Source organism: Acinetobacter harbinensis (assembly GCF_000816495.1).
Taxonomy (GTDB): domain Bacteria; phylum Pseudomonadota; class Gammaproteobacteria; order Pseudomonadales; family Moraxellaceae; genus Acinetobacter; species Acinetobacter harbinensis.
Genome location: NZ_JXBK01000001.1, coordinates 1,270,131 through 1,289,016, shown reverse-complemented (window position 1 = coordinate 1,289,016; position 18,886 = coordinate 1,270,131). Strand labels below are relative to the sequence as shown.

Genomic DNA, 18,886 nt, shown 5'->3' with positions numbered 1-18,886 from the left:
CATCTGTATCAGCACCAAATTGTGTGAAGCCTCGGCAATCGCCAGATGAAATTTAGCATCGGCTTGTGCGGCTTGATCATCATTGCCCAAACCTTGAGAATGACTAATTTGCTCATAGCACCGGCGAATATTCAACAGATCTTCAGGCGTTGCACGCTGTGCTGCATACCACGCCGTGCCACCTTCTAAAACGATACGCGCTTCTTGCACATCAAAACGATAAGCCGGATCTTGATCAATCAAATGACTTAACGGCTGTACAATTTGATGTTGTGACCAATTGCTGGATAATTGCTGCAAGAAGGTGCCTGCACCGCCTCGACTTTGTAAAATGCCCATACTGGTCAATTGCTGAATCGCTTCACGCAATGAGGAACGCGAAACGCTGAGTTGTTCACATAATTTGCGTTCCGCAGGCAAACGATCTCCCACTTGCATATTGTTGTGTTCAATCAATATGCGCAGACTTTGTACCACTTTGTCAGAGACTTTCATTTGCTCACCTCAATTGCGTGTTATGGAATCATCCATGGGAACACATACGCTTGTAAGGTAATAATAATACCCATCATGATGGTGAACACGATACTGTGTTTAACGGTAAAGCGAAATAAATCAGATTCTTTACCAACCAAACCCACCGCCGCACAGGCAATGGCAATCGATTGCGGAGAAATCATTTTACCAGTGACGCCGCCACTGGTATTGGCCGCCACCAATAACACTTCTGGCACCCCAATTTGTTGCGCGGTGGTGGCTTGCAGTGCAGCAAACAAGGCATTGGCAGAGGTGTCTGAACCGGTTAAAAATACCCCAATCCAACCTAAAAATGGCGAGAAGAAGGTAAAGGCTTTGCCAGTATGTGCCAGCGCCAGTGCCAAGGTGGCTGACATGCCCGAATAATTGGCAATAAAAGCAAAGGCCAACACCATACCGATGGAATAAATCGGAGTTTTTAACTCATTTAAGGTTTCAGCAAAAGTCAGCACTGCCTGTTTAGGCTGCATTTTTAAGAACAAAATGGTGATGAGTGCAGCAATAAAAATGGCAGTACCGGTTGCAGAGAACCAATCAAATTTAAAAATGGCATCGTAGTCTTTTATTTCTGCCACCACGGGCGGCATTTTTTGCACCAATTGATGGACATACGGTACTGGAATTGAGATCACCCAATCATGTAATGCGCCATCTTTGCTAAACAAATCTTTAAATGGTTTGATACTCCAAATGGTCACCATCACGGTTAAAATCATGAACGGCGACCATGCTTTGGCGATCTGGCCTAAACTGTATTGTTGTTGCTGATCTGCCAATAAACTGTCATCCACATTGCCTTCTGTTGCACTAAAACGGAAGATATGTTTCGGTTTCCAGAACTTAAGTAAAATCGTTAAGCTGACCAAGGCTGCAATTGCCGCAGTAATGTCAGGAAGCTCCGGCCCAACAAAATTAGAGGTCAAGTATTGCGCCAGTGCAAACGACCCACCGGCCACAATCACCGCTGGCCACGTTTCTTTAATACCACGCCAACCATCCATGATGCCCATAATCCAGAACAGTACAATCGGCACCATAAACGGCAATTGACGACCGACCATCTGACTGATTTCCATGGTATCTACCCCAGACACTTGTCCGGCGACAATAATCGGAATGCCCATCGCACCAAAAGCCACCGGTGCAGTATTTACAATTAAGCAAAGTCCTGCGGCATAGAGTGGTTTAAAGCCTAAACCGACCAACAGCGCGGCAGTAATGGCCACGGGTGCGCCAAAACCAGCGGCACCTTCTAAGAACGTACCAAAGGCAAAGCCCACCAACAGCATTTGTAAACGTTGATCTTCGGTAATCGATAAAATAGAAGAACGGATAATATTAAACTGGCCGGTTTTGACCGAAATTTTATATAGAAATACCGCACCAATAATAATCCACGCAATTGGCCACAAGCCATAAAAAAAACCATACACCAGTGAAGCAAACGCAGTTGCAGCCGGCATTTGATAAGCAAAAAGTGCCACCAACAACGCCAAAGCCACGGTAATGGTGGCTGCGACGCTGCCTTTTAAGCGAAAAATGGCCAAAGCTAGAAAAAAGAACACAATTGGAATCAGCGCAATCGCGCTCGATAGCCAGATATTGGCCATCGGATCATAAATTTGTTGCCAAGATTGAAGCATTGTCTTCTCCCTGAAATGCTCACTGCTATTTTTTCAATCACTCGAACCAATTTTTTAGTTATTATTGGTCAGACCAATTGAGAGTAAAATAAAAAATAATTGATATTCCACTCGGAACAGTAGATTTTAGAGCGCCAAAGATCAACAATAACTTAATATTGGTCAGACCAAAAATAATCAAACTAAAACTCAATCCTATTCTTTTTAATCACTGATCAATAATTCAGCCTTGTTAATAAGCTTTGTTTTTATTTGATTTTTATAAATGAAAGCTTGTGAATTTTCTCTACATACAACTTTAGTCGAATGCTTGATTTTTAGAGGTCATCAACCTACTTTTGATCTTTCAAAGTGAATATGGCGGCTATAAAAAACTTCACCTTCACCTGTAGCGACGGTATTACTTAGACGCTCAAATACGACTTAGGCTTTCCTCAGCAAAAAATAGCGTATACAAAGATAAACACGAGAATGAATGCCGTTGCCTCATTTTCATGGCCGATGAAGTACTTTGATTTTTGCTTAAATTAAATTTCGCATCATTCCAACCGGTGATAATGAATGCCGTTGCCTCATTTTCATGGCCGATGAAGTACTTTGATTTTTGCTTAAATTAAATTTCGCATCATTCCAACCGGTGATAATGAATGCCGTTGCCTCATTTTCATGGCCGATGAAGTACTTTGATTTTTGCTTAAATTAAATTTCGCATCATTCCAACCGGTGATAATGAATGCCGTTGCCTCATTTTCATGGCCGATGAAGTACTTTGATTTTTGCTTAAATTAAATTTCGCATCATTCCAACCGGTGATATTGCTAAGAAAATTATAGATATTTTTTGATTAGCGGCTTTTGGCGAAAGCAAATTTTGCTAAAAGTGCTATAATTGAGACAACTATAAGATTCTCCTTGGCTACCAATTATCGTGGTGCCTATTTCATATCGTTAGGACTAACAATGACTGATAATGCAACGATCTTGCAGAACGTACCTGTAGGTAAAAAAGTTGGGATTGCCTTTTCTGGTGGCCTAGATACTTCAGCGGCTTTATTGTGGATGAAGCAAAAAGGTGCAGAACCTTATGCCTATACCGCAAATTTGGGTCAGCCGGATGAAGACGACTACGATGCGATTCCAAAGAAAGCTGAAGCCTATGGTGCAGTAAAAGCCCGTTTGGTGGATTGCCGTTTACAATTGGCATTAGAAGGAATTGCGGCTATTCAATGTGGCGCATTTCATATCAGTACTGGTGGCGTGCCGTATTTCAATACCACCCCGCTTGGCCGTGCAGTCACAGGCACCATGCTTGTGACCGCGATGAAAGAAGATGACGTTAATATTTGGGGCGATGGCTCAACCTATAAAGGCAATGATATTGAACGCTTCTATCGCTATGGTTTGCTCACCAACCCGAATTTAAAAATTTATAAACCGTGGTTAGACCAAACTTTTATTGATGAATTGGGCGGTCGCTCAGAAATGTCGCAATTCTTAATTGATAATGGCTTTGACTATAAAATGTCAAAAGAAAAAGCCTATTCAACAGACTCGAACATGTTGGGTGCAACACACGAAGCCAAAGATCTTGAATACTTAAATGCAGGTATCAAAATTGTCGATCCAATTATGGGTGTGGCATTTTGGAAAGATGACGTTGAAGTTAAAGCGGAAGAAGTGACGGTAACCTTCGAAGAAGGCATGCCTGTTGCTTTAAATGGCCAAAGTTTTACCGACCCTGTTGAGCTGATTTTAGAAGCCAACCGTATTGGTGGTCGTCATGGCCTAGGTATGTCGGATCAGATTGAAAACCGTATTATTGAAGCCAAGTCTCGGGGTATTTATGAAGCACCGGGCATGGCGCTACTGCATATTGCCTATGAGCGCTTGGTCACCGGTATTCATAACGAAGACACCATTGAACAATACCGTATTAACGGTTTACGTTTAGGTCGTCTATTGTATCAAGGTCGTTGGTTCGATTCTCAAGCGTTGATGCTGCGTGAAACTGCACAGCGTTGGGTGGCCAAAGCCATTACGGGTACAGTTACTTTAGAGCTACGCCGTGGTAATGACTACACCATTATGAACACTGAATCAGAAAACCTCACTTATGAAGCTGAGCGTTTGACCATGGAAAAAGGTGATTCTATGTTCTCCCCAATGGATCGTATTGGTCAGTTAACCATGCGCAACCTAGACATTACCGATACGCGTGCCAAATTAGCGCTATATACCCGTACAGGCTTATTGTCTGTGGGTCAGGGTTCTGCTATTCCACAACTTAAAGACAAAAATAAATAAGCATTAGCTGTATTAAAAAACCGCCTAAATGGCGGTTTTTTAATACGTTTACATACTAAATCACAGATGTATTACGAAGCGATTGATAATAAATTTGATTGCGTCCAAGTTGTTTGGCCCGATATAACGCTTGGTCGGCAATGCTTAATAATTCCTCTTTGCTAATCTGCTCTTCCCCGCGATATACGGTAATCCCCAAACTGATGGTGACATTGTTTGAAACTAAAGAGCTGGCATGTGAAATGGCCAGACCATCAATGGCTTTATAAATATTTGATGCAACGGCATAAGCGCCATGTGCATCGGTTGCAGGCAGTAACACTACAAATTCTTCGCCGCCATAACGCGCAACAAAATCCATATGACGAATGGCACTTTTAATCGCTTTGGCAATCGCCAAAATAACCTCATCACCTTTTTGATGACCATAAAAATCGTTATATTTTTTAAAATAATCAATATCAATAAATAAAATAGACAATGCCGTTTGATCAGCACGAGTTTGCTGATAAAACACCATCATCATCTCATCAAAAGTACGCCGATTAGAAATTGTAGTCAGCGCATCATGCTGACTTAAATGCAGTAATTCAGAATTATAAATACGATGAATTTCCTCACTGACTCGAGCGCGTAGTGTGTATAAAAAAATCATCCGTTCACGGGCAAAAATCATGTGGGCAATGGCATAACCAAATACACAACTGCCGGCCATCACCCGTCCCAAAACCATCACATCAAAGTCAACATGCAAAAGAGTAAACAACAAAAGCGTCGCAATCGCGGCCACTAAACCATTGATCAGAATATAAGTGGGTTTTATTCCACTAATAACATAACTCAGCATATAAATAATTGCGATCACGGCCATGGCTTGATGCTGTAGCTCAATGGTTTGCACAGTAATAATCAGCCACGCAATCGACACAATTCCCCAAAACATAATTAATAGACTGGCATGGAGAAAATAATGCTGAAGTTTTGGCTGCGCAGCAAAACAAAACAATAGCAGTAAGCACAGGCCTCCGTTCATGATCGATAATACGCAGTGGGTAAAGTCATGTGCAAAAACCGAGCGATTTATAATGCCATAGTCACTGGGTATAACCACCAATACAAAAATAAAGTAAGATAAAAGTGCCAACCAAAAAGATTTTTCGATATGTTTACGCGCACGTTGTAAGTTTTTTAACCAAAACGTATGTTCCATTTCGATAGGGAAAGTTTGACCAACATGATGTATTTGCAAAGCAATCAATTGTTCTATTTTTTCCTTATCGTACTGTAATTTAGCCAGATTATATTTATAGTTCATGCTCAAGTATTAGGTTATTTTTATATTTACTTAAAATAACATAATTTTATTCTTTGTAATTGGCTATCTGTCAGCATTTGTCTTTAATTCTGGTTACCTTTTTGGCAGTTTATGCATTATCATTTGTTTTATTTGCTTGATTGAAATGGCCTTGAATACAATCACTCTCCTCCAGCCAGATGATTGGCACGCTCACCTTCGTGATGGTCTTGCTTTAAAACGTACTGCACCCGACTTGGCTCGACAGTTTGCGCGCGCAATTTGTATGCCCAATACTGTTCCTCCGGTCAAAACCGTAGCAGAAGCGATTGCGTATCGTGAACGCATTTTAGCGCACGTACCTGAAGGTATTGCCTTCGACCCGCGTATGGTGCTGTATTTAACGGATCAGACGCCTGTCAGTGAAGTCAAAAAAATTAAAGACTCAGCCCATGTCAATGCCGTCAAGCTTTACCCTGCCGGAGCGACCACCAATTCAGACAATGGCGTAAGCGATATTCGTAAAGTCTATGCGGTGATTGAGCAACTTGAAGAACATCAAGTGCCTTTTTTATTGCACGGCGAAGTGACCCACAGTCATGTCGATATTTTTGATCGTGAAAAACGCTTTTTAGATGAAGTGTTAGCGCCACTGCTTAAACAGTTTCCAAAGCTTAAATTGGTTTTAGAGCACATCACCACCAGTGAAGCTGCGCATTTTGTGATTGAACAAGATCGTAATGTCGCCGCCACCATTACTCCACAACATTTATTGTTTAATCGTAATGACATGCTGGTTGGCGGCATCAAACCCCATTTTTATTGTTTGCCTATTTTAAAACGTCAGACCCATCAACAAACTTTACTTGAAGTGGCCACCAGCTCGAATCCTAAGTTTTTCTTAGGTACAGACAGCGCGCCGCATTCAAAAGATGCCAAAGAAAATGCCTGTGGTTGTGCCGGTTGTTATAGCGCACCAACTGCCATTGAACTGTATGCGCAAGCTTTTGACCAAGTGGGTAAAATTGAACGCCTCGAAGGTTTTGCCAGTCATTTTGGCGCAGATTTTTATGGTTTACCACGTAATACCAATAGCATTACCTTGGTGAAAGAACCGCAAGTTATTCCAACAAGTTTAGACTACTTGGATGGTGAAAAAATTATCCCGCTCTATGCCGGTCAAACCATTCAATGGAGAAAAGTGTGACAGATGAAACCCAACCCATTATTGGTCAACGTTTTCGTGGATTTTTACCTGTAGTTGTCGATGTTGAAACAGCAGGGTTTAATTCGCAGACCGATGCCTTATTGGAAATTGCAGCCATTCCCATTATTTATAATGCCGAAGGTCAGTTTGTGCCCGGCAAAGCACATCATGCACATATCAATCCTTTTGAAGGTGCGAATCTAGATCGTCGCTCGCTCGATTTTATTGGTATTGATCCGTCAAATCCAATGCGCATGGCGATGGCAGAAGATGAAAAAACGGCCTTAAGACGTATCTTTAAAGCCATTAATGAAGTACGCCGCGAGCAAAACTGTACCCATGCTATTTTAGTCGGGCACAACGCGCATTTTGATTTGGGCTTTGTTCAAGCCGCGATTGCACGTACTGCAACCAAAAATCAAAATCCGTTTCACAGTTTTTCTGTGTTTGATACCGTCACTTTAAGTGCGGTCATGTTTGGGCAAACAGTACTGGCAAAATCGTGTATTCAAGCGGGAATTGAGTTTGATGGTAAAGAAGCACACTCTGCTTTATACGACACGCAAAAAACAGCGGAACTGTTTTGCTATATTTTGAACAAACTCGCACCTCACCTACTTGACACTTTGACGGCGGATCAATAAGATACCGCCATCTTCTAACGTCCCTATCGTCTAGAGGCCTAGGACATCGCCCTTTCACGGCGGTAACCGGGGTTCGAATCCCCGTAGGGACGCCAATTATTTTTTCAAGCTGAGCTGTTTTCAAACACTCTCATCGCTGTATATCTGCTAATCTTTATTTTTAAAAAATTTATCTAAATAGTGCTGCCCGCGACATCCATATAATCAATAAAAAATCTGTCTCTATCCTCAAACCTTTGATCTCTTCTCACGCTGCTTTGATTTGGCTGATTTTTTGCTCGATCACTGATCTAGGCTAAGTTGCACTCTCATCACACTTTCAAGTCTGCTATGTATATGCCTATCAAGTCATTGCCGATCTCAGCATGTCGCGCTGTGCTTTATTTACTTTAAGGCTTAATTTTTAAGTAGTAGCCAACTGATTTTATGAATAGCAATGAGCAGTGAATACACATTAAACCCCCAGCCAATAGATATCTTCATTTTCAACCAAGACTAAAAATGATGGCTTAAAACTACCCCTCACTTGCGCACTTAAGTATAAATCTGTCATTTTCTATGCAATCAATACATTATTTTTAAAATAATCCGCTTACAGGTTTGACAGCCTTATGAAAAATCCATAGTATACCCAACACCTCATAACGTCCCTATCGTCTAGAGGCCTAGGACATCGCCCTTTCACGGCGGTAACCGGGGTTCGAATCCCCGTAGGGACGCCATATATCGTGCTATACGATCATTCAAGCTTCAATCCTTATCATTATTACATTGCAGATTTGTAGTTTTTCACTACAATAGCTCGCTTCCTTTTCTCTTTTTTTATTTTCTCTTATGCAGTCATCTCATACTCCGAATGATGCTTCGCATCAGGGCAATTCTGCGCCATTAAAACGCGCTATGAGTACTCGACATTTGGTCATGATTTCGCTAGGCGGCGCAATCGGGACTGGCCTATTTTTAGGCTCGGGTGAAGTCATTGCACAAACGGGGCCTGTAGGTGCAATCCTCTCTTATATTCTTGGCGGTTTAATCGCGTATGCGGTGATGCTGTGCTTGGGTGAACTTGCCGTTCACATGCCTGAATCTGGCTCTTTTGGCAGTTATGCACAAAAGTTTATTGGTCCAGGCACAGGCTACATGATTACTTGGCTGTACTGGCTGACGTGGACCGCCACTTTAGGCACGGAATTTACTGCAGCGGCTTTATTGATGCAAGAATGGTTTCCGCAAATTTCTGTCTGGATTTGGACCATTGCTTTTGCCGCCATTGTGTTTAGCCTGAATATGATCTCGACCAAATTATTTGCCGAATCTGAATTTTGGCTGTCTTTGGTGAAAGTCATTACCGTGATTAGCTTTATTATTTTGGGGCTCTTGGCGATTGTCGGGATACTTTCATTTGAAGGCTATTCATCTGCACCCTTGCTGAGCAATCTCACTGCACAAGGCTGGTTTCCTCAAGGTCTATTTCCTATTTTTACCACCATGCTGATTGTGAACTTTGCTTTTTCTGGCACAGAACTGATTGGTGTTGCAGCGGGTGAAACCCAAGATCCGGCAAAAAATGTACCCAAAGCGATTAATGCAGCCATTTGGCGACTGCTGATTTTCTTTGTGGGTACCATTGTGGTGATTAGTGCGCTGCTGCCGCATCAAATGGCCGGCTTAGGCGCAGATGGCGTCAGTAGCAGTCCCTTTGTCACCGTGTTTACCTATATTGGTATTCCATATGCAGAAGATATTATTCGCTTCGTGATCATCACCGCACTGCTGTCTGCTGCCAACTCAGGTTTATATGCCGCTTCACGCATGATGTGGTCTTTATCAGACAAAAAACAACTTCCTGCGATATTCTCCAAGGTCAACCGCCGCGGTATTCCGTTTATTGCCATCATTGTCACCATGTTTGGTGCCATACCGGGTTTACTCTCGGAACAATTCGCCCCTGAAACTATTTTTAAAAATCTACTTGGGGTAGCTGCCTTTACCATGGTGGTGGTCTGGATGAGTATTTGCTTAAGCCAGTTCAATTTCCGTCGCCAATGGTACAAACAAGGGCATAGCGCTAAAGAATTGGGCTTTGCTGCACCGTGGTTTCCAGTGGTGCCTATCTTAGGTTTTGTGTTCTGTTTGATCACTGGCGTTAGTATGGCCTTCGACCCAGATATGTTGGCGGGTTTAATTGGCTGTCTTATTTTTATTGCCGGCTGTTATCTCAGTTATTACATCTTCTATCGAAAGCAAAACTAAGCAATAAAAGAGTGGCCAAGTGCCACTCTTTTTATTAAGCTGAATAAAGACAATAACCTCTATTATCAAAATCTGACCTTGTATGAAAATTATTTTTATTCATGGCATGAATCAACAAAATTACGATGAACAGTCTTTAACGCAGCATTGGTTAAAGTCGTTTCAAACTGGCCTAATCAATGCTCATTTCAGTATTAATGTAAGCTCATTACATATCAAACTGCCTTTTTACGGCGATTTACTTACCCAACATAAACTCTATAACAGTCTAGATTTAAATACCTTTTTACCTAAATCACTCACGCATCTGCACCTGCCTTTTCATTTAAAACATCAAAGCTTGGTCGAAGAACATATCCCGTGTCAGGCCGCTTTACCCATCTTTAATCCCAATCAAGCAGAATCATTAACACAGCGCATTGCCAGCATTTCAGAGTTAACCAAAGATCATGCTTTTCGTGAGTTAAGCTTATTGATGAATCATTACCCCAAAATACATGAAAGCTTTATTCATCAATTTTTAATTGAAACGTATCTCTACTTATCCGATGCAGGCTTTATGCATGAGGTACATCGTAGAATTATGCGCGATTTACATCCCACCAAAGAGCATATTATTGTGGCGCATTCCTTGGGCACGGTGATTGCCTATAATCTACTGCATGAATTTACCGGCTTTAAAGTTAAACGTTTTATTACTTTAGGCTCACCGCTTGCATTTAAAGTGGTGCAAGAAAAACTGAAATCACCCATTTCCAGACCCACACAACTTCATGGCGATTGGCTCAATTTTTACTCGCCCATTGATTTTTTAACCGCTTTTCCCTTGTGCGAAGCGCCTTTTGATTTCCAACCCCCCATTATCAATCAATCAATTCAAACACCCATTAACAATCCGCATCAAATTAATGGCTATTTAGAACATCCTGCGGTGATTCAAAGCATTTTAGATGGCTTAATGCTGAAGAAATAACGCATTTTAGTTTATATTTTAAACAGTTGTTTTATTTTTATTCACTTGAGACCTTTTTCACAGATTATCGGCGAAAAAGGTTTGACAGCTTTTCATATCCACCCTATTATACGCCCACCTCTGAAACGTCCCCATCGTCTAGAGGCCTAGGACATCGCCCTTTCACGGCGGTAACCGGGGTTCGAATCCCCGTGGGGACGCCAATTTTGTATAGATGACCCTATCGTCTAGAGGCCTAGGACATCGCCCTTTCACGGCGGTAACCGGGGTTCGAATCCCCGTAGGGTCGCCATATTCGAGATTGAAAAATCTCACAAAAAAGCCTAATCATTATCGATTAGGCTTTTTTGTTTTCAGCGAATTTACTTTTAACAACCTCTCGATGTTTTATACTGCACGGCAATACAACAACAAATGACAGCCCGATGCAGATTCGTCTCTTTCATAAAACCAACTCACGCTCACAGCGCATTGTCTGGTTATTAGAAGAATTACAGCTTGATTATGAATTAATTTTTTGCGATAGCGCTGCATTGAATCCAGCGCTACAACAGGCTGATCACCCTCACCGATTGGGAAAATTTCCCACGCTACAAATTCATCACAACCACTCGCTAGAGGTAATTACCCTTGCTGAAACAGCAGCAATTGCCGATTATTTAAGCTACCTATGCAATGATTTGGCAATCTCCAAATTAACGGCCCCAGAGGTCATACAGTATTATTATTGGAAAAATTTTACTGAAGCCACCTTTATGCCGGATTTAGCCTTAAAACAAATTTTTGCAGCGATTGTCAGCAAAACACCGTTACCGGTCCGCTTTGTCAGTCGATTGTTTAAGCTGGGCTTTGATCGCGGTTATTTAAATCAAAGTTTAAAGCAACATATGCAGATGATTGAAGATCAGCTGCAAAGCCACGCATATATTACAGGTGATCAATTTAGCTTGGCGGATATTTTATTATGGTTTCCATTACAGGCATGTACAGCATGCAACACAGAATTTAAAGCCTTCGTGCATATTCAACGCTATCTGTTACAGCTACAAAGTAGACCGGCCTTTCAACGTGCATGCAAGACAGGACACTGGTCTACTGGTATCTTTGAATCGTATTGGGCCAGCGCAAACTCATAAAAATTTAAGCACGGCGGCGCGAATTAATCTGACCTTTAATCATGGCTTTAATATTGCCTTTGGCATATTTAAAGAATACTTTTAACGGAGATAATTTAGGATTCGGCTGTTTGCCTTGGGCAATGTCTTTAAACTGCGCGGCGTACCAAATAATTTCCATAATAGACATTTTATCCACCATCGGAATACCGGTTTTAATTTTATCCACCGCATAGCGTACATCGTGTCCGGCAATTAAACGATTGGTTAAATCGGTTTCCACCGCCAATGGTCGCGCCAAACCAATAAATTCGCATGCCCCACTGTCCAGTGCTGCATTCATACCGGCGGCAGTACGAAAGCCTCCTGTGACCATCAAATGACAGCTGACCTGTTGGCGAATTTTCTCGGCAAATTCAAGAAAATAAGCTTCACGGGAGATGGTGCTGGCTTCACGTTTATTGGCTTTTAAGCCCGCCATTGCGGGCGCTTCATAGCTACCACCGGAGATTTCAATTAAATCAATACCGGCGGCATCAATGGCTTTAAATACCGCAACAACTTCTTCTTCGCTAATACCACCACGTTGAAAATCTGCTGAATTGAGCTTGACGGAGATAATAAACTGCTCCGAGGTCACCGCACGCACCGCATGATAAATCTGTAATAAAAAACGCATACGATTTTCAATTGAGCCGCCCCATTGATCTTGGCGCTTATTGGTTAAGGGCGATAAAAATTGACTAATCAGATAACCATGTGCGCCGTGTAACTGTACGCCTTCAAAACCGGCTTTTTCACAGATCTGCGCGGCAGTGGCAAAGCGTTGCACAATATCTAAAATTTCAGCTTCAGTCAGCGCACGTGGCGTACCAAAGGTGGTGGCCAACATCGGGCTAAACGGTACCGCAGAAGGTGCTACGGTTTCTTGATTTAAGCCTTTGGGACACTGACGCCCCGGATGTGACAATTGCACCAATTGCACCATGCCATAGCGCTTACCGACTTGCGCCCATTGTTTTAATGCTGCCAAATCACGTTCTGATTCAATCACCACCACGCCCGGTTCATTTTTAGCGCGAAAGTCCACCATCACATTGCCGGTGATGGCACAGCCCAATCCGCCTTTGGCCCACGCTTCATATAAACCACAGTGCAATTGGCTGGGTTGGCCTTGATAATTGGCTAAGGCTTCACTCATCGCGCCTTTAATAATACGATTTTTAAATTGAATGTCACGAATGGTGGCGGCTTTGGCAAGATGGCTCATTTTTATCCCTATATCCTGATTTTTACGTAGAGTTAAAACTCTAAACTGTTTATCGTGGCCGTCAATGACATTCTGACAATATGACTTGTCAGTAACTTAACGATACTGACTGGCAGCGATTAATTGCTGGGTATATTCAGTTTGTGGGTTTAAAAACAATTGTTCAGTGCTTTGAAATTCCATGACCTGCGCATGACGTAATACCAAGACCTTTTGACACAAGGCTTTGACCACTTGTAAATCGTGACTAATAAACAAATAACTGATTCTATGCTGCTGTTGCAACCCCCTGAGCAGTTGTACAATGGCACGCTGCGTGGTGCGATCAAGCGCAGAAGTGGGTTCATCTAAAATCAGCAGCTTTGGCTGTAGAATCAAAGCGCGGGCAAGTGCCACCCGCTGACGCTGACCACCCGAAAGCTCATGCGGATAGCGCAGCCTAAAACTCAGTGGCAATTCCACCTGTTGTAAAGCAGCATCAATGCGCTGTGATATTTCAGCTTGAGTATATGCTTTTAATGCTAAGCCTTCGCCAATAGTTTGCTCAACATTTAAGCGTGGATTTAAACTGCTAAACGGATCTTGAAACACCATTTGAAATTCAGCGCGTAACGGACGCAATTTTTTTTCGTTACATTGATTTAAGTCCGTACCCAATAAAACAATTTCACCTTCGCTGGCAATCAGTCGACTAATGGCCAAAGCCAAGGATGTTTTACCTGAGCCACTTTCACCCACAATGCCAATTGACTGACCTTGTGCCAAGCTTAAATTCAGTGGTTCAACTGCGACCACATAATCTTTGACCCGATTGAGTAAACCTTGCTTAATGGGAAACTTAACCGCCAGCTGCGTTAAAGTCAGTATGGCGTCCGTGTCATTCACTTCAATGGCCGCACCAAAATCATGATTGAGCAAATTTTGTGTATAGGCCTGTTTGGGATGGGTAAATATTTCGATGACATTGCCTTGTTCAACCACCACCCCTTGATTCATCACCACCACCTGATTGGCATAGCGGCGCACCAAATTTAAATCATGGCTAATTAAGATCATTGCCATATTGCGGCTGCGCTGTAGGGATTGGAGTAAATCTAGAATTTGCGCTTGTAGCGTGACATCTAAGGCTGTAGTAGGCTCATCAGCAATCAAAATGTCCGGATCTAAAGCCAAGGCCATCGCAATCATGACCCGTTGCCGTTGACCACCGGAAAGCTCATGTGGATAACGACGCAGCTTGTCTTCAGGGCTGGGAATACCGACATCATCAAGCAATTGAATAATCCGTGCGCGAGTCTGCTGTTTGGATAAGCCCTGCAACAGTAAAGTTTCGCCAATAATTTTTTCCACCCGATGTAGCGGATTTAATGCGGTCATCGGTTCTTGAAAAATCATCGCCATTTTTTGTCCACGAATGGCTCTAAACTGTTCAGGCTTAAAGCCCAGTATTGACTGACCGTCTAAATACACCTGACCTGTAACCGTTAAACTTGCCGGCAGCAAGCCCAATAAAGCCAAACTACTGATCGATTTACCCGAACCACTTTCGCCCACAATGGCCAATGTTTCACCGGCATGCAGTTGAAAGCTTAGCTGATTGACCAACACTTGCTGTTGATGCTGAATGCTTAATTGTGCAACGCTTAAAATAGGTGGCTCTTTATGGACGTCTTGGATCGAATGCATCGCGTGTCGCCTCCCCAATATAAATCAATAACGACAACACCAACGCCAGCGTAAAAAAGCCCGACAAAGCCAGCCATGGTGCATTTAAGTTGGCTTTACCCTGTAACAACAACTCACCCAATGAAGCAGCATCCGGCGGTAAGCCATAGCCCAAGAAATCTAACGCAGTCAGGGCGGTAATATTGGCGGTAAGCATAAATGGCAACTGCGATAAACTGGAACTCATGGCATTGGGCAGAATATGCCGAAAAATCAGCGTGCGATCGGCAACACCCAAACTACGTGCTGCGCGGACATAATCTAAATGTCGCGCTTTTAAGAATTCTGCGCGCACCAAGCCCACCAAGGTGGTCCACCCAAACAACAGCATAATCAAAAATAACCAATACACATTCGGGGTAAACATGCTGACCAAAATCATCACCATAAATAAGGTGGGCAAACCGCCCCACACCTCAAGCAAACGCTGCCCCAACAGATCAATCCAGCCACCGTAATAACCCTGCACCGCACCGACTACAACGCCTAAAATGGCCGCCGCAAAGGTTAAGGCAAAGCCAAACAGCAGCGATACCCTTAAGCCATATAAAATACGCGCCAAAACATCTCGGCCTTGATCGTCTGTACCAAACCAGTTTTGTGTACTTGGGGGTGAAGGCACTGGAACAGCCAATTCTAAATTCGGCGTTTGATAGGAATAGGCAATCAGCGGCCAAATGGCCCAACCTTGACGATTGATCAGCTGCTGCACGGCAGGATCTTTATAGTCCGCCTCGGTTTCAAAGACACCGCCAAAAGTGGTTTCCGGATAGGCTTTTAGTACGGGTACATAGAGTTGATGCTGATAGCGCACTAACAGCGGTTTATCGTTGGCAATCAACTCTGAAAACAGCGATAAAACAAAAATCAGCATAAATAAAATCAGACAAGCAAAGCCGAGTTTATTGTCTTTAAAGCGTTGCAGCCGGCTGCGCATTAACGGTGACATTACTCTACTCCGCGTGCATCAAAATTAATTCGTGGATCAATCACTTGATAAAGCACATCACTGATTAAACGCAACACCAATCCCATTAAGGTAAATAGAAATAAAGTCCCGAAAATAACGGGATAATCCCGCTGTTGAATGGCTTCAAAACCCAATAAACCCAAACCATCTAAATTAAAAATAATTTCAATAAACAAGTTGCCGACAAAGAAAATCCCAATCAACGCTTCAGGCACACTGGCAATCACAATCAACATGGCATTACGAAACACATGGCCATATAACACACGTGGCTCTGTTAAGCCTTTGGAGCGCGCCGCCAAGACATATTGCTTGCTTAATTCTTCCATAAATGAATATTTGGTTAAATATGTAAGGCCTGCAAAACCACCAATCACCATGGCCAGTAATGGCAGCGTCATATGCCAAAAATAATCTTGAATCTTACCCAGCAGGCTTAAGCTATGAAAATTTTCAGAGACCAAACCTTGCAGTGGAAACCACTGAAAATAGGAACCACCGGCAAAAAACACAATCAATAAAACAGCAAAAATAAAGGAGGGTACTGCATAGCCAACAGCCAGCAACAACGAACTGGCTTTATCAAATGCTGTGCCATGACGACGGGCTTTTTGAATACCCAATGGAATAGAAATCAGATAAATCAGCAAGGTACTCCACAGCCCCAAAGACAAAGACACGGGCATTTTTTCCCACAACAATTGTGTCACCGGCTTATCTTTAAAAAAACTGACCCCAAAATCAAAATGCGCATAGCTTTTAAGCATGCTCCAAAAGCGTTGATGGATCGGTTGATCAAAACCATATTGAGTTTTAATCTTCTGCACCATCTCGTCACTTAAACCTTTGGCCCCCTGATAATCACTTTTGCTACTCACAGTTTCAGTACCGGTTGTGCCAATGCCTTGAAAGGCTTCTGCTTGCTGAATGGCTTGCTCCACTGGTCCGCCGGGTGCAATTTGAATGACCACAAAGTTGATCAATAAAATGAAAAATAGCGTGGGAATAATCAGCAGCAGTCTTTTTAATATATAAATGCCCATCGAAACAATGTTCCTTGTGCCTAGCCGGTGTATTGTGAGTTTAAAATATAGTTATTTTTGACGTAAATATTGGCTGACCTTTTGCGCTTGTGCAGCATCACTCCACCAATACTCAATCCCCGATGAAAGCTTGGGTTTAACTTTAGGCTGCTGATACATATTCCAATAGGCAAACCAATTTTCACCTTTACCATAGGTCGGAATTTGATAATAACCTGCGCGTAATAAGCGATCTAACACCTTGGTACGCACGACCAATTGCTGTCGATTCGGTGCATGAGTCACCTGCTCAATCACCTCATCAATCACTACATTTTTGATACCTGCATAATTATAATTACCCACTTGATCTGCCGATGCACTGCCCCAGAGCTGTGCTTGTTCATTCCCTGGGGTGAGCGACTGCGGCATCACGTTGGTGGTCATATCAAAATCCTTGCTGCGCATGCGCTCAATGTACTGCGGCACATCGACATGACGAATGGACACTTGAATCCCCAGACGCTTCATATTGCGAATAAACGGCATCAGCGTGCGCTGCAAACCCTCTTGATGAATTAAGAATTCAATTTGAATCGGCTGCCCGTGCGGATCTAGCAAATGTCCATTTTGGAAACCATAACCGGCTTGCAGTAATTGTTGCCGTGCCAAGAGTAAATTATTGCGGTTAAAACCGCTGGCATCAGAGATGGGATATTTCCAGTTTTGCAATACACCTTGGCGCTGTATCGGATTTAAGCGCGCCAAATAGGGTCTTAAAATCGCCATTTCTGCGGTACTGGGTACGCCTTTGGCTTCAAGCTCACTGTTGGCAAAATAGCTCTGTAGGCGTTGATATTGCCCATAAAACAACGCTTTATTTTGCCATTCAAAGTCATAGGCAGAGGTAATGGCTTGACGAAATTTAATATCTTGAAAAGGCGCACGGCGCGTATTAAAAACAAAACTTTGCGTGGCAATTGGGTTTTGGTGTTGGAATTTGTATTTCACCACCATACCGGCTTTAAGCGCGGGAAAATTATATTCAGTCACCCATTTGCGCGCCGTCATTTCTTCATGCAGCGTATATTGACCAGATTTAAAGCCCTCAAAGGCAATATCTAAACTACGATAATAAACATACTTTAAACGATCAAAATTATAACGGCCTTTATTGACCGCTAAATCCCTGCCCCAATAATTGGGATTACGTTTATAGCTAATACTGCGCCCTGCATCAATACGCTCAATCAAATACGGCCCTGAACCTAAAATAGGCTGCAAAGTTACACGGCTAAAATCCTTTTTTTGCCAATCCTGTTTCGAGTAAATCGGCAGTTGTGACAGAATGAGTGGCATTTCGGCATTGTTATCCGATTTAAAACTCATTTTCACCACGTATTTAGACAACACTTCTGTCTTGGCTAAATCGGATAAATACATTTGTAAGCCGGGATTAGACTTGGTCTGATAGGCATCAAAACTGAACTTAACATCTTGCGCAGTCACGGCACTGCCATCACTAAAACGTGCTTTGGGGTTTAAATGAAACAGCACATATTGGGTTTTTTCTGGATCAAAAGTGACTTTTTCCGCCAATAAAGGATACATGACGCCGGGCTCATCCAATGAACTGGACATCAGCGAATCAAATAAATAATTCACCCCTTCTGTCGATGTCCCTTTGCCATTCATACTGTTTAAGTTATCGAATGTGCCATTGCTGGCCGTACTTAAATAGCCGCCTTTGGGCGCATGGGCATTGGCATACGGCATGGCTGAAAAATTGGCATATTTAGGTTGGCTATGCAGGGCAATATAAGGCGTGGTCTGTACTGCCGCCCACGCCCCTTGCATTAAAAACCCCACACCACAGACAAGACTCAAACATTTTGCTTGAGCAAATGACATGTCAAAGCACTCCTGCTGT

General features: G+C 42.7%; 14 protein-coding genes and 4 tRNA genes. 10 read left to right on the top strand and 8 right to left on the bottom strand.

Translation table 11 applies throughout. The features are described from left to right. Nucleotides 1-495 (bottom strand): GntR family transcriptional regulator (locus SE27_RS05960; RefSeq protein WP_455549970.1); only part of this gene is annotated, 495 nt, incomplete at its 3' end. Between the two features lie 20 nt (nucleotides 496-515). Then, on the bottom strand, nucleotides 516-2,180 hold the full coding sequence (lldP, locus tag SE27_RS05955; RefSeq protein ID WP_039621700.1) for an L-lactate permease: 1,665 nt from the start codon (nucleotides 2,178-2,180) through the stop codon (nucleotides 516-518). Nucleotides 2,181-3,139: 959 nt separating this feature from the next. Between lldP and argG the strand changes: the two genes are divergently transcribed. Then, entirely contained in the window at nucleotides 3,140-4,483 is a 1,344-nt protein-coding gene (gene argG, locus SE27_RS05950) for an argininosuccinate synthase (RefSeq protein WP_039621699.1), read from the top strand. Nucleotides 4,484-4,538: 55 nt separating this feature from the next. Here argG and SE27_RS05945 read toward each other — a convergent pair whose 3' ends face one another. Beyond that, nucleotides 4,539-5,798, bottom strand: coding sequence for a GGDEF domain-containing protein (locus SE27_RS05945; RefSeq protein WP_039621697.1), 1,260 nt, complete (start codon nucleotides 5,796-5,798; stop codon nucleotides 4,539-4,541). 151 nt (nucleotides 5,799-5,949) lie between these two features. Here SE27_RS05945 and pyrC point away from each other — a divergent pair, with 151 nt between their 5' ends. From pyrC to SE27_RS05900, 9 genes are all read left to right on the top strand, one after another. Continuing rightward, nucleotides 5,950-6,984 carry a dihydroorotase gene (gene pyrC / locus SE27_RS05940; protein ID WP_039623845.1) on the top strand — a complete coding sequence of 345 codons (1,035 nt, stop codon included), beginning with the start codon at nucleotides 5,950-5,952 and terminating at the stop codon, nucleotides 6,982-6,984. Beyond that, the gene (rnt, locus tag SE27_RS05935; RefSeq protein WP_039621694.1) at nucleotides 6,969-7,628 is read left to right on the top strand and encodes a ribonuclease T; all 660 of its coding nucleotides are present in this window, start codon (nucleotides 6,969-6,971) and stop codon (nucleotides 7,626-7,628) included. Before pyrC ends, rnt begins: the two co-directional genes overlap by 16 nt. 19 nt (nucleotides 7,629-7,647) lie before the next feature. Next, nucleotides 7,648-7,723: transfer RNA gene (locus SE27_RS05930), tRNA-Glu, on the top strand. A gap of 551 nt (nucleotides 7,724-8,274) precedes the next feature. Beyond that, nucleotides 8,275-8,350 (top strand) — tRNA-Glu (locus SE27_RS05925). Nucleotides 8,351-8,462: 112 nt separating this feature from the next. Beyond that, on the top strand, nucleotides 8,463-9,881 hold the full coding sequence (locus tag SE27_RS05920; protein ID WP_039621692.1) for an amino acid permease: 1,419 nt from the start codon (nucleotides 8,463-8,465) through the stop codon (nucleotides 9,879-9,881). Nucleotides 9,882-9,963: 82 nt separating this feature from the next. Then, nucleotides 9,964-10,854 carry a lipase family protein gene (locus tag SE27_RS05915; protein WP_039621691.1) on the top strand — a complete coding sequence of 297 codons (891 nt, stop codon included), beginning with the start codon at nucleotides 9,964-9,966 and terminating at the stop codon, nucleotides 10,852-10,854. A gap of 127 nt (nucleotides 10,855-10,981) precedes the next feature. Next, nucleotides 10,982-11,057 (top strand) — tRNA-Glu (locus tag SE27_RS05910). 13 nt (nucleotides 11,058-11,070) lie between these two features. Continuing rightward, nucleotides 11,071-11,146, top strand: a tRNA-Glu gene (locus tag SE27_RS05905). 133 nt (nucleotides 11,147-11,279) lie between these two features. Then, entirely contained in the window at nucleotides 11,280-11,990 is a 711-nt protein-coding gene (locus SE27_RS05900) for a glutathione S-transferase C-terminal domain-containing protein (protein WP_039621689.1), read from the top strand. Nucleotides 11,991-11,994: 4 nt separating this feature from the next. Here SE27_RS05900 and SE27_RS05895 read toward each other — a convergent pair whose 3' ends face one another. The 5 genes from SE27_RS05895 to SE27_RS05875 all read right to left on the bottom strand — a co-directional run bounded on the left by SE27_RS05895 (nucleotide 11,995) and on the right by SE27_RS05875 (nucleotide 18,867). Further along, a complete protein-coding gene (locus SE27_RS05895) occupies nucleotides 11,995-13,239 on the bottom strand; it encodes an NADH:flavin oxidoreductase/NADH oxidase family protein (protein WP_039621687.1) in 1,245 nt (414 codons plus the stop codon). Between the two features lie 96 nt (nucleotides 13,240-13,335). Next, nucleotides 13,336-14,925: an ABC transporter ATP-binding protein gene (locus SE27_RS05890; protein WP_039621685.1), complete on the bottom strand. Its 1,590-nt coding sequence runs from the start codon at nucleotides 14,923-14,925 to the stop codon at nucleotides 13,336-13,338. Next, nucleotides 14,900-15,913: an ABC transporter permease gene (locus SE27_RS05885; RefSeq protein ID WP_039621683.1), complete on the bottom strand. Its 1,014-nt coding sequence runs from the start codon at nucleotides 15,911-15,913 to the stop codon at nucleotides 14,900-14,902. Before SE27_RS05885 ends, SE27_RS05890 begins: the two co-directional genes overlap by 26 nt. Next, nucleotides 15,913-16,977: a microcin C ABC transporter permease YejB gene (locus SE27_RS05880; protein ID WP_039621681.1), complete on the bottom strand. Its 1,065-nt coding sequence runs from the start codon at nucleotides 16,975-16,977 to the stop codon at nucleotides 15,913-15,915. The genes SE27_RS05885 and SE27_RS05880 overlap by 1 nt, the downstream gene beginning before the upstream one ends. Nucleotides 16,978-17,028: 51 nt before the next feature. Next, nucleotides 17,029-18,867, bottom strand: a complete 1,839-nt coding sequence (locus tag SE27_RS05875; protein ID WP_039621679.1) for an extracellular solute-binding protein — start codon at nucleotides 18,865-18,867, stop codon at nucleotides 17,029-17,031. Nucleotides 18,868-18,886: the final 19 nt, after the last annotated feature.

Coding starts and splice junctions, on each gene's coding strand:
- lldP (WP_039621700.1), bottom strand. CDS start 2,180: ATGCTTCAATCTTGGCAACAAATTTATGATCCGATGGCCAATATCTGG.
- argG (WP_039621699.1), top strand. CDS start 3,140: ATGACTGATAATGCAACGATCTTGCAGAACGTACCTGTAGGTAAAAAA.
- SE27_RS05945 (WP_039621697.1), bottom strand. CDS start 5,798: ATGAACTATAAATATAATCTGGCTAAATTACAGTACGATAAGGAAAAA.
- rnt (WP_039621694.1), top strand. CDS start 6,969: ATGGAGAAAAGTGTGACAGATGAAACCCAACCCATTATTGGTCAACGT.
- SE27_RS05920 (WP_039621692.1), top strand. CDS start 8,463: ATGCAGTCATCTCATACTCCGAATGATGCTTCGCATCAGGGCAATTCT.
- SE27_RS05915 (WP_039621691.1), top strand. CDS start 9,964: ATGAAAATTATTTTTATTCATGGCATGAATCAACAAAATTACGATGAA.
- SE27_RS05900 (WP_039621689.1), top strand. CDS start 11,280: ATGCAGATTCGTCTCTTTCATAAAACCAACTCACGCTCACAGCGCATT.
- SE27_RS05895 (WP_039621687.1), bottom strand. CDS start 13,239: ATGAGCCATCTTGCCAAAGCCGCCACCATTCGTGACATTCAATTTAAA.
- SE27_RS05890 (WP_039621685.1), bottom strand. CDS start 14,925: ATGCATTCGATCCAAGACGTCCATAAAGAGCCACCTATTTTAAGCGTT.
- SE27_RS05885 (WP_039621683.1), bottom strand. CDS start 15,913: ATGTCACCGTTAATGCGCAGCCGGCTGCAACGCTTTAAAGACAATAAA.
- SE27_RS05880 (WP_039621681.1), bottom strand. CDS start 16,977: ATGGGCATTTATATATTAAAAAGACTGCTGCTGATTATTCCCACGCTA.
- SE27_RS05875 (WP_039621679.1), bottom strand. CDS start 18,867: ATGTCATTTGCTCAAGCAAAATGTTTGAGTCTTGTCTGTGGTGTGGGG.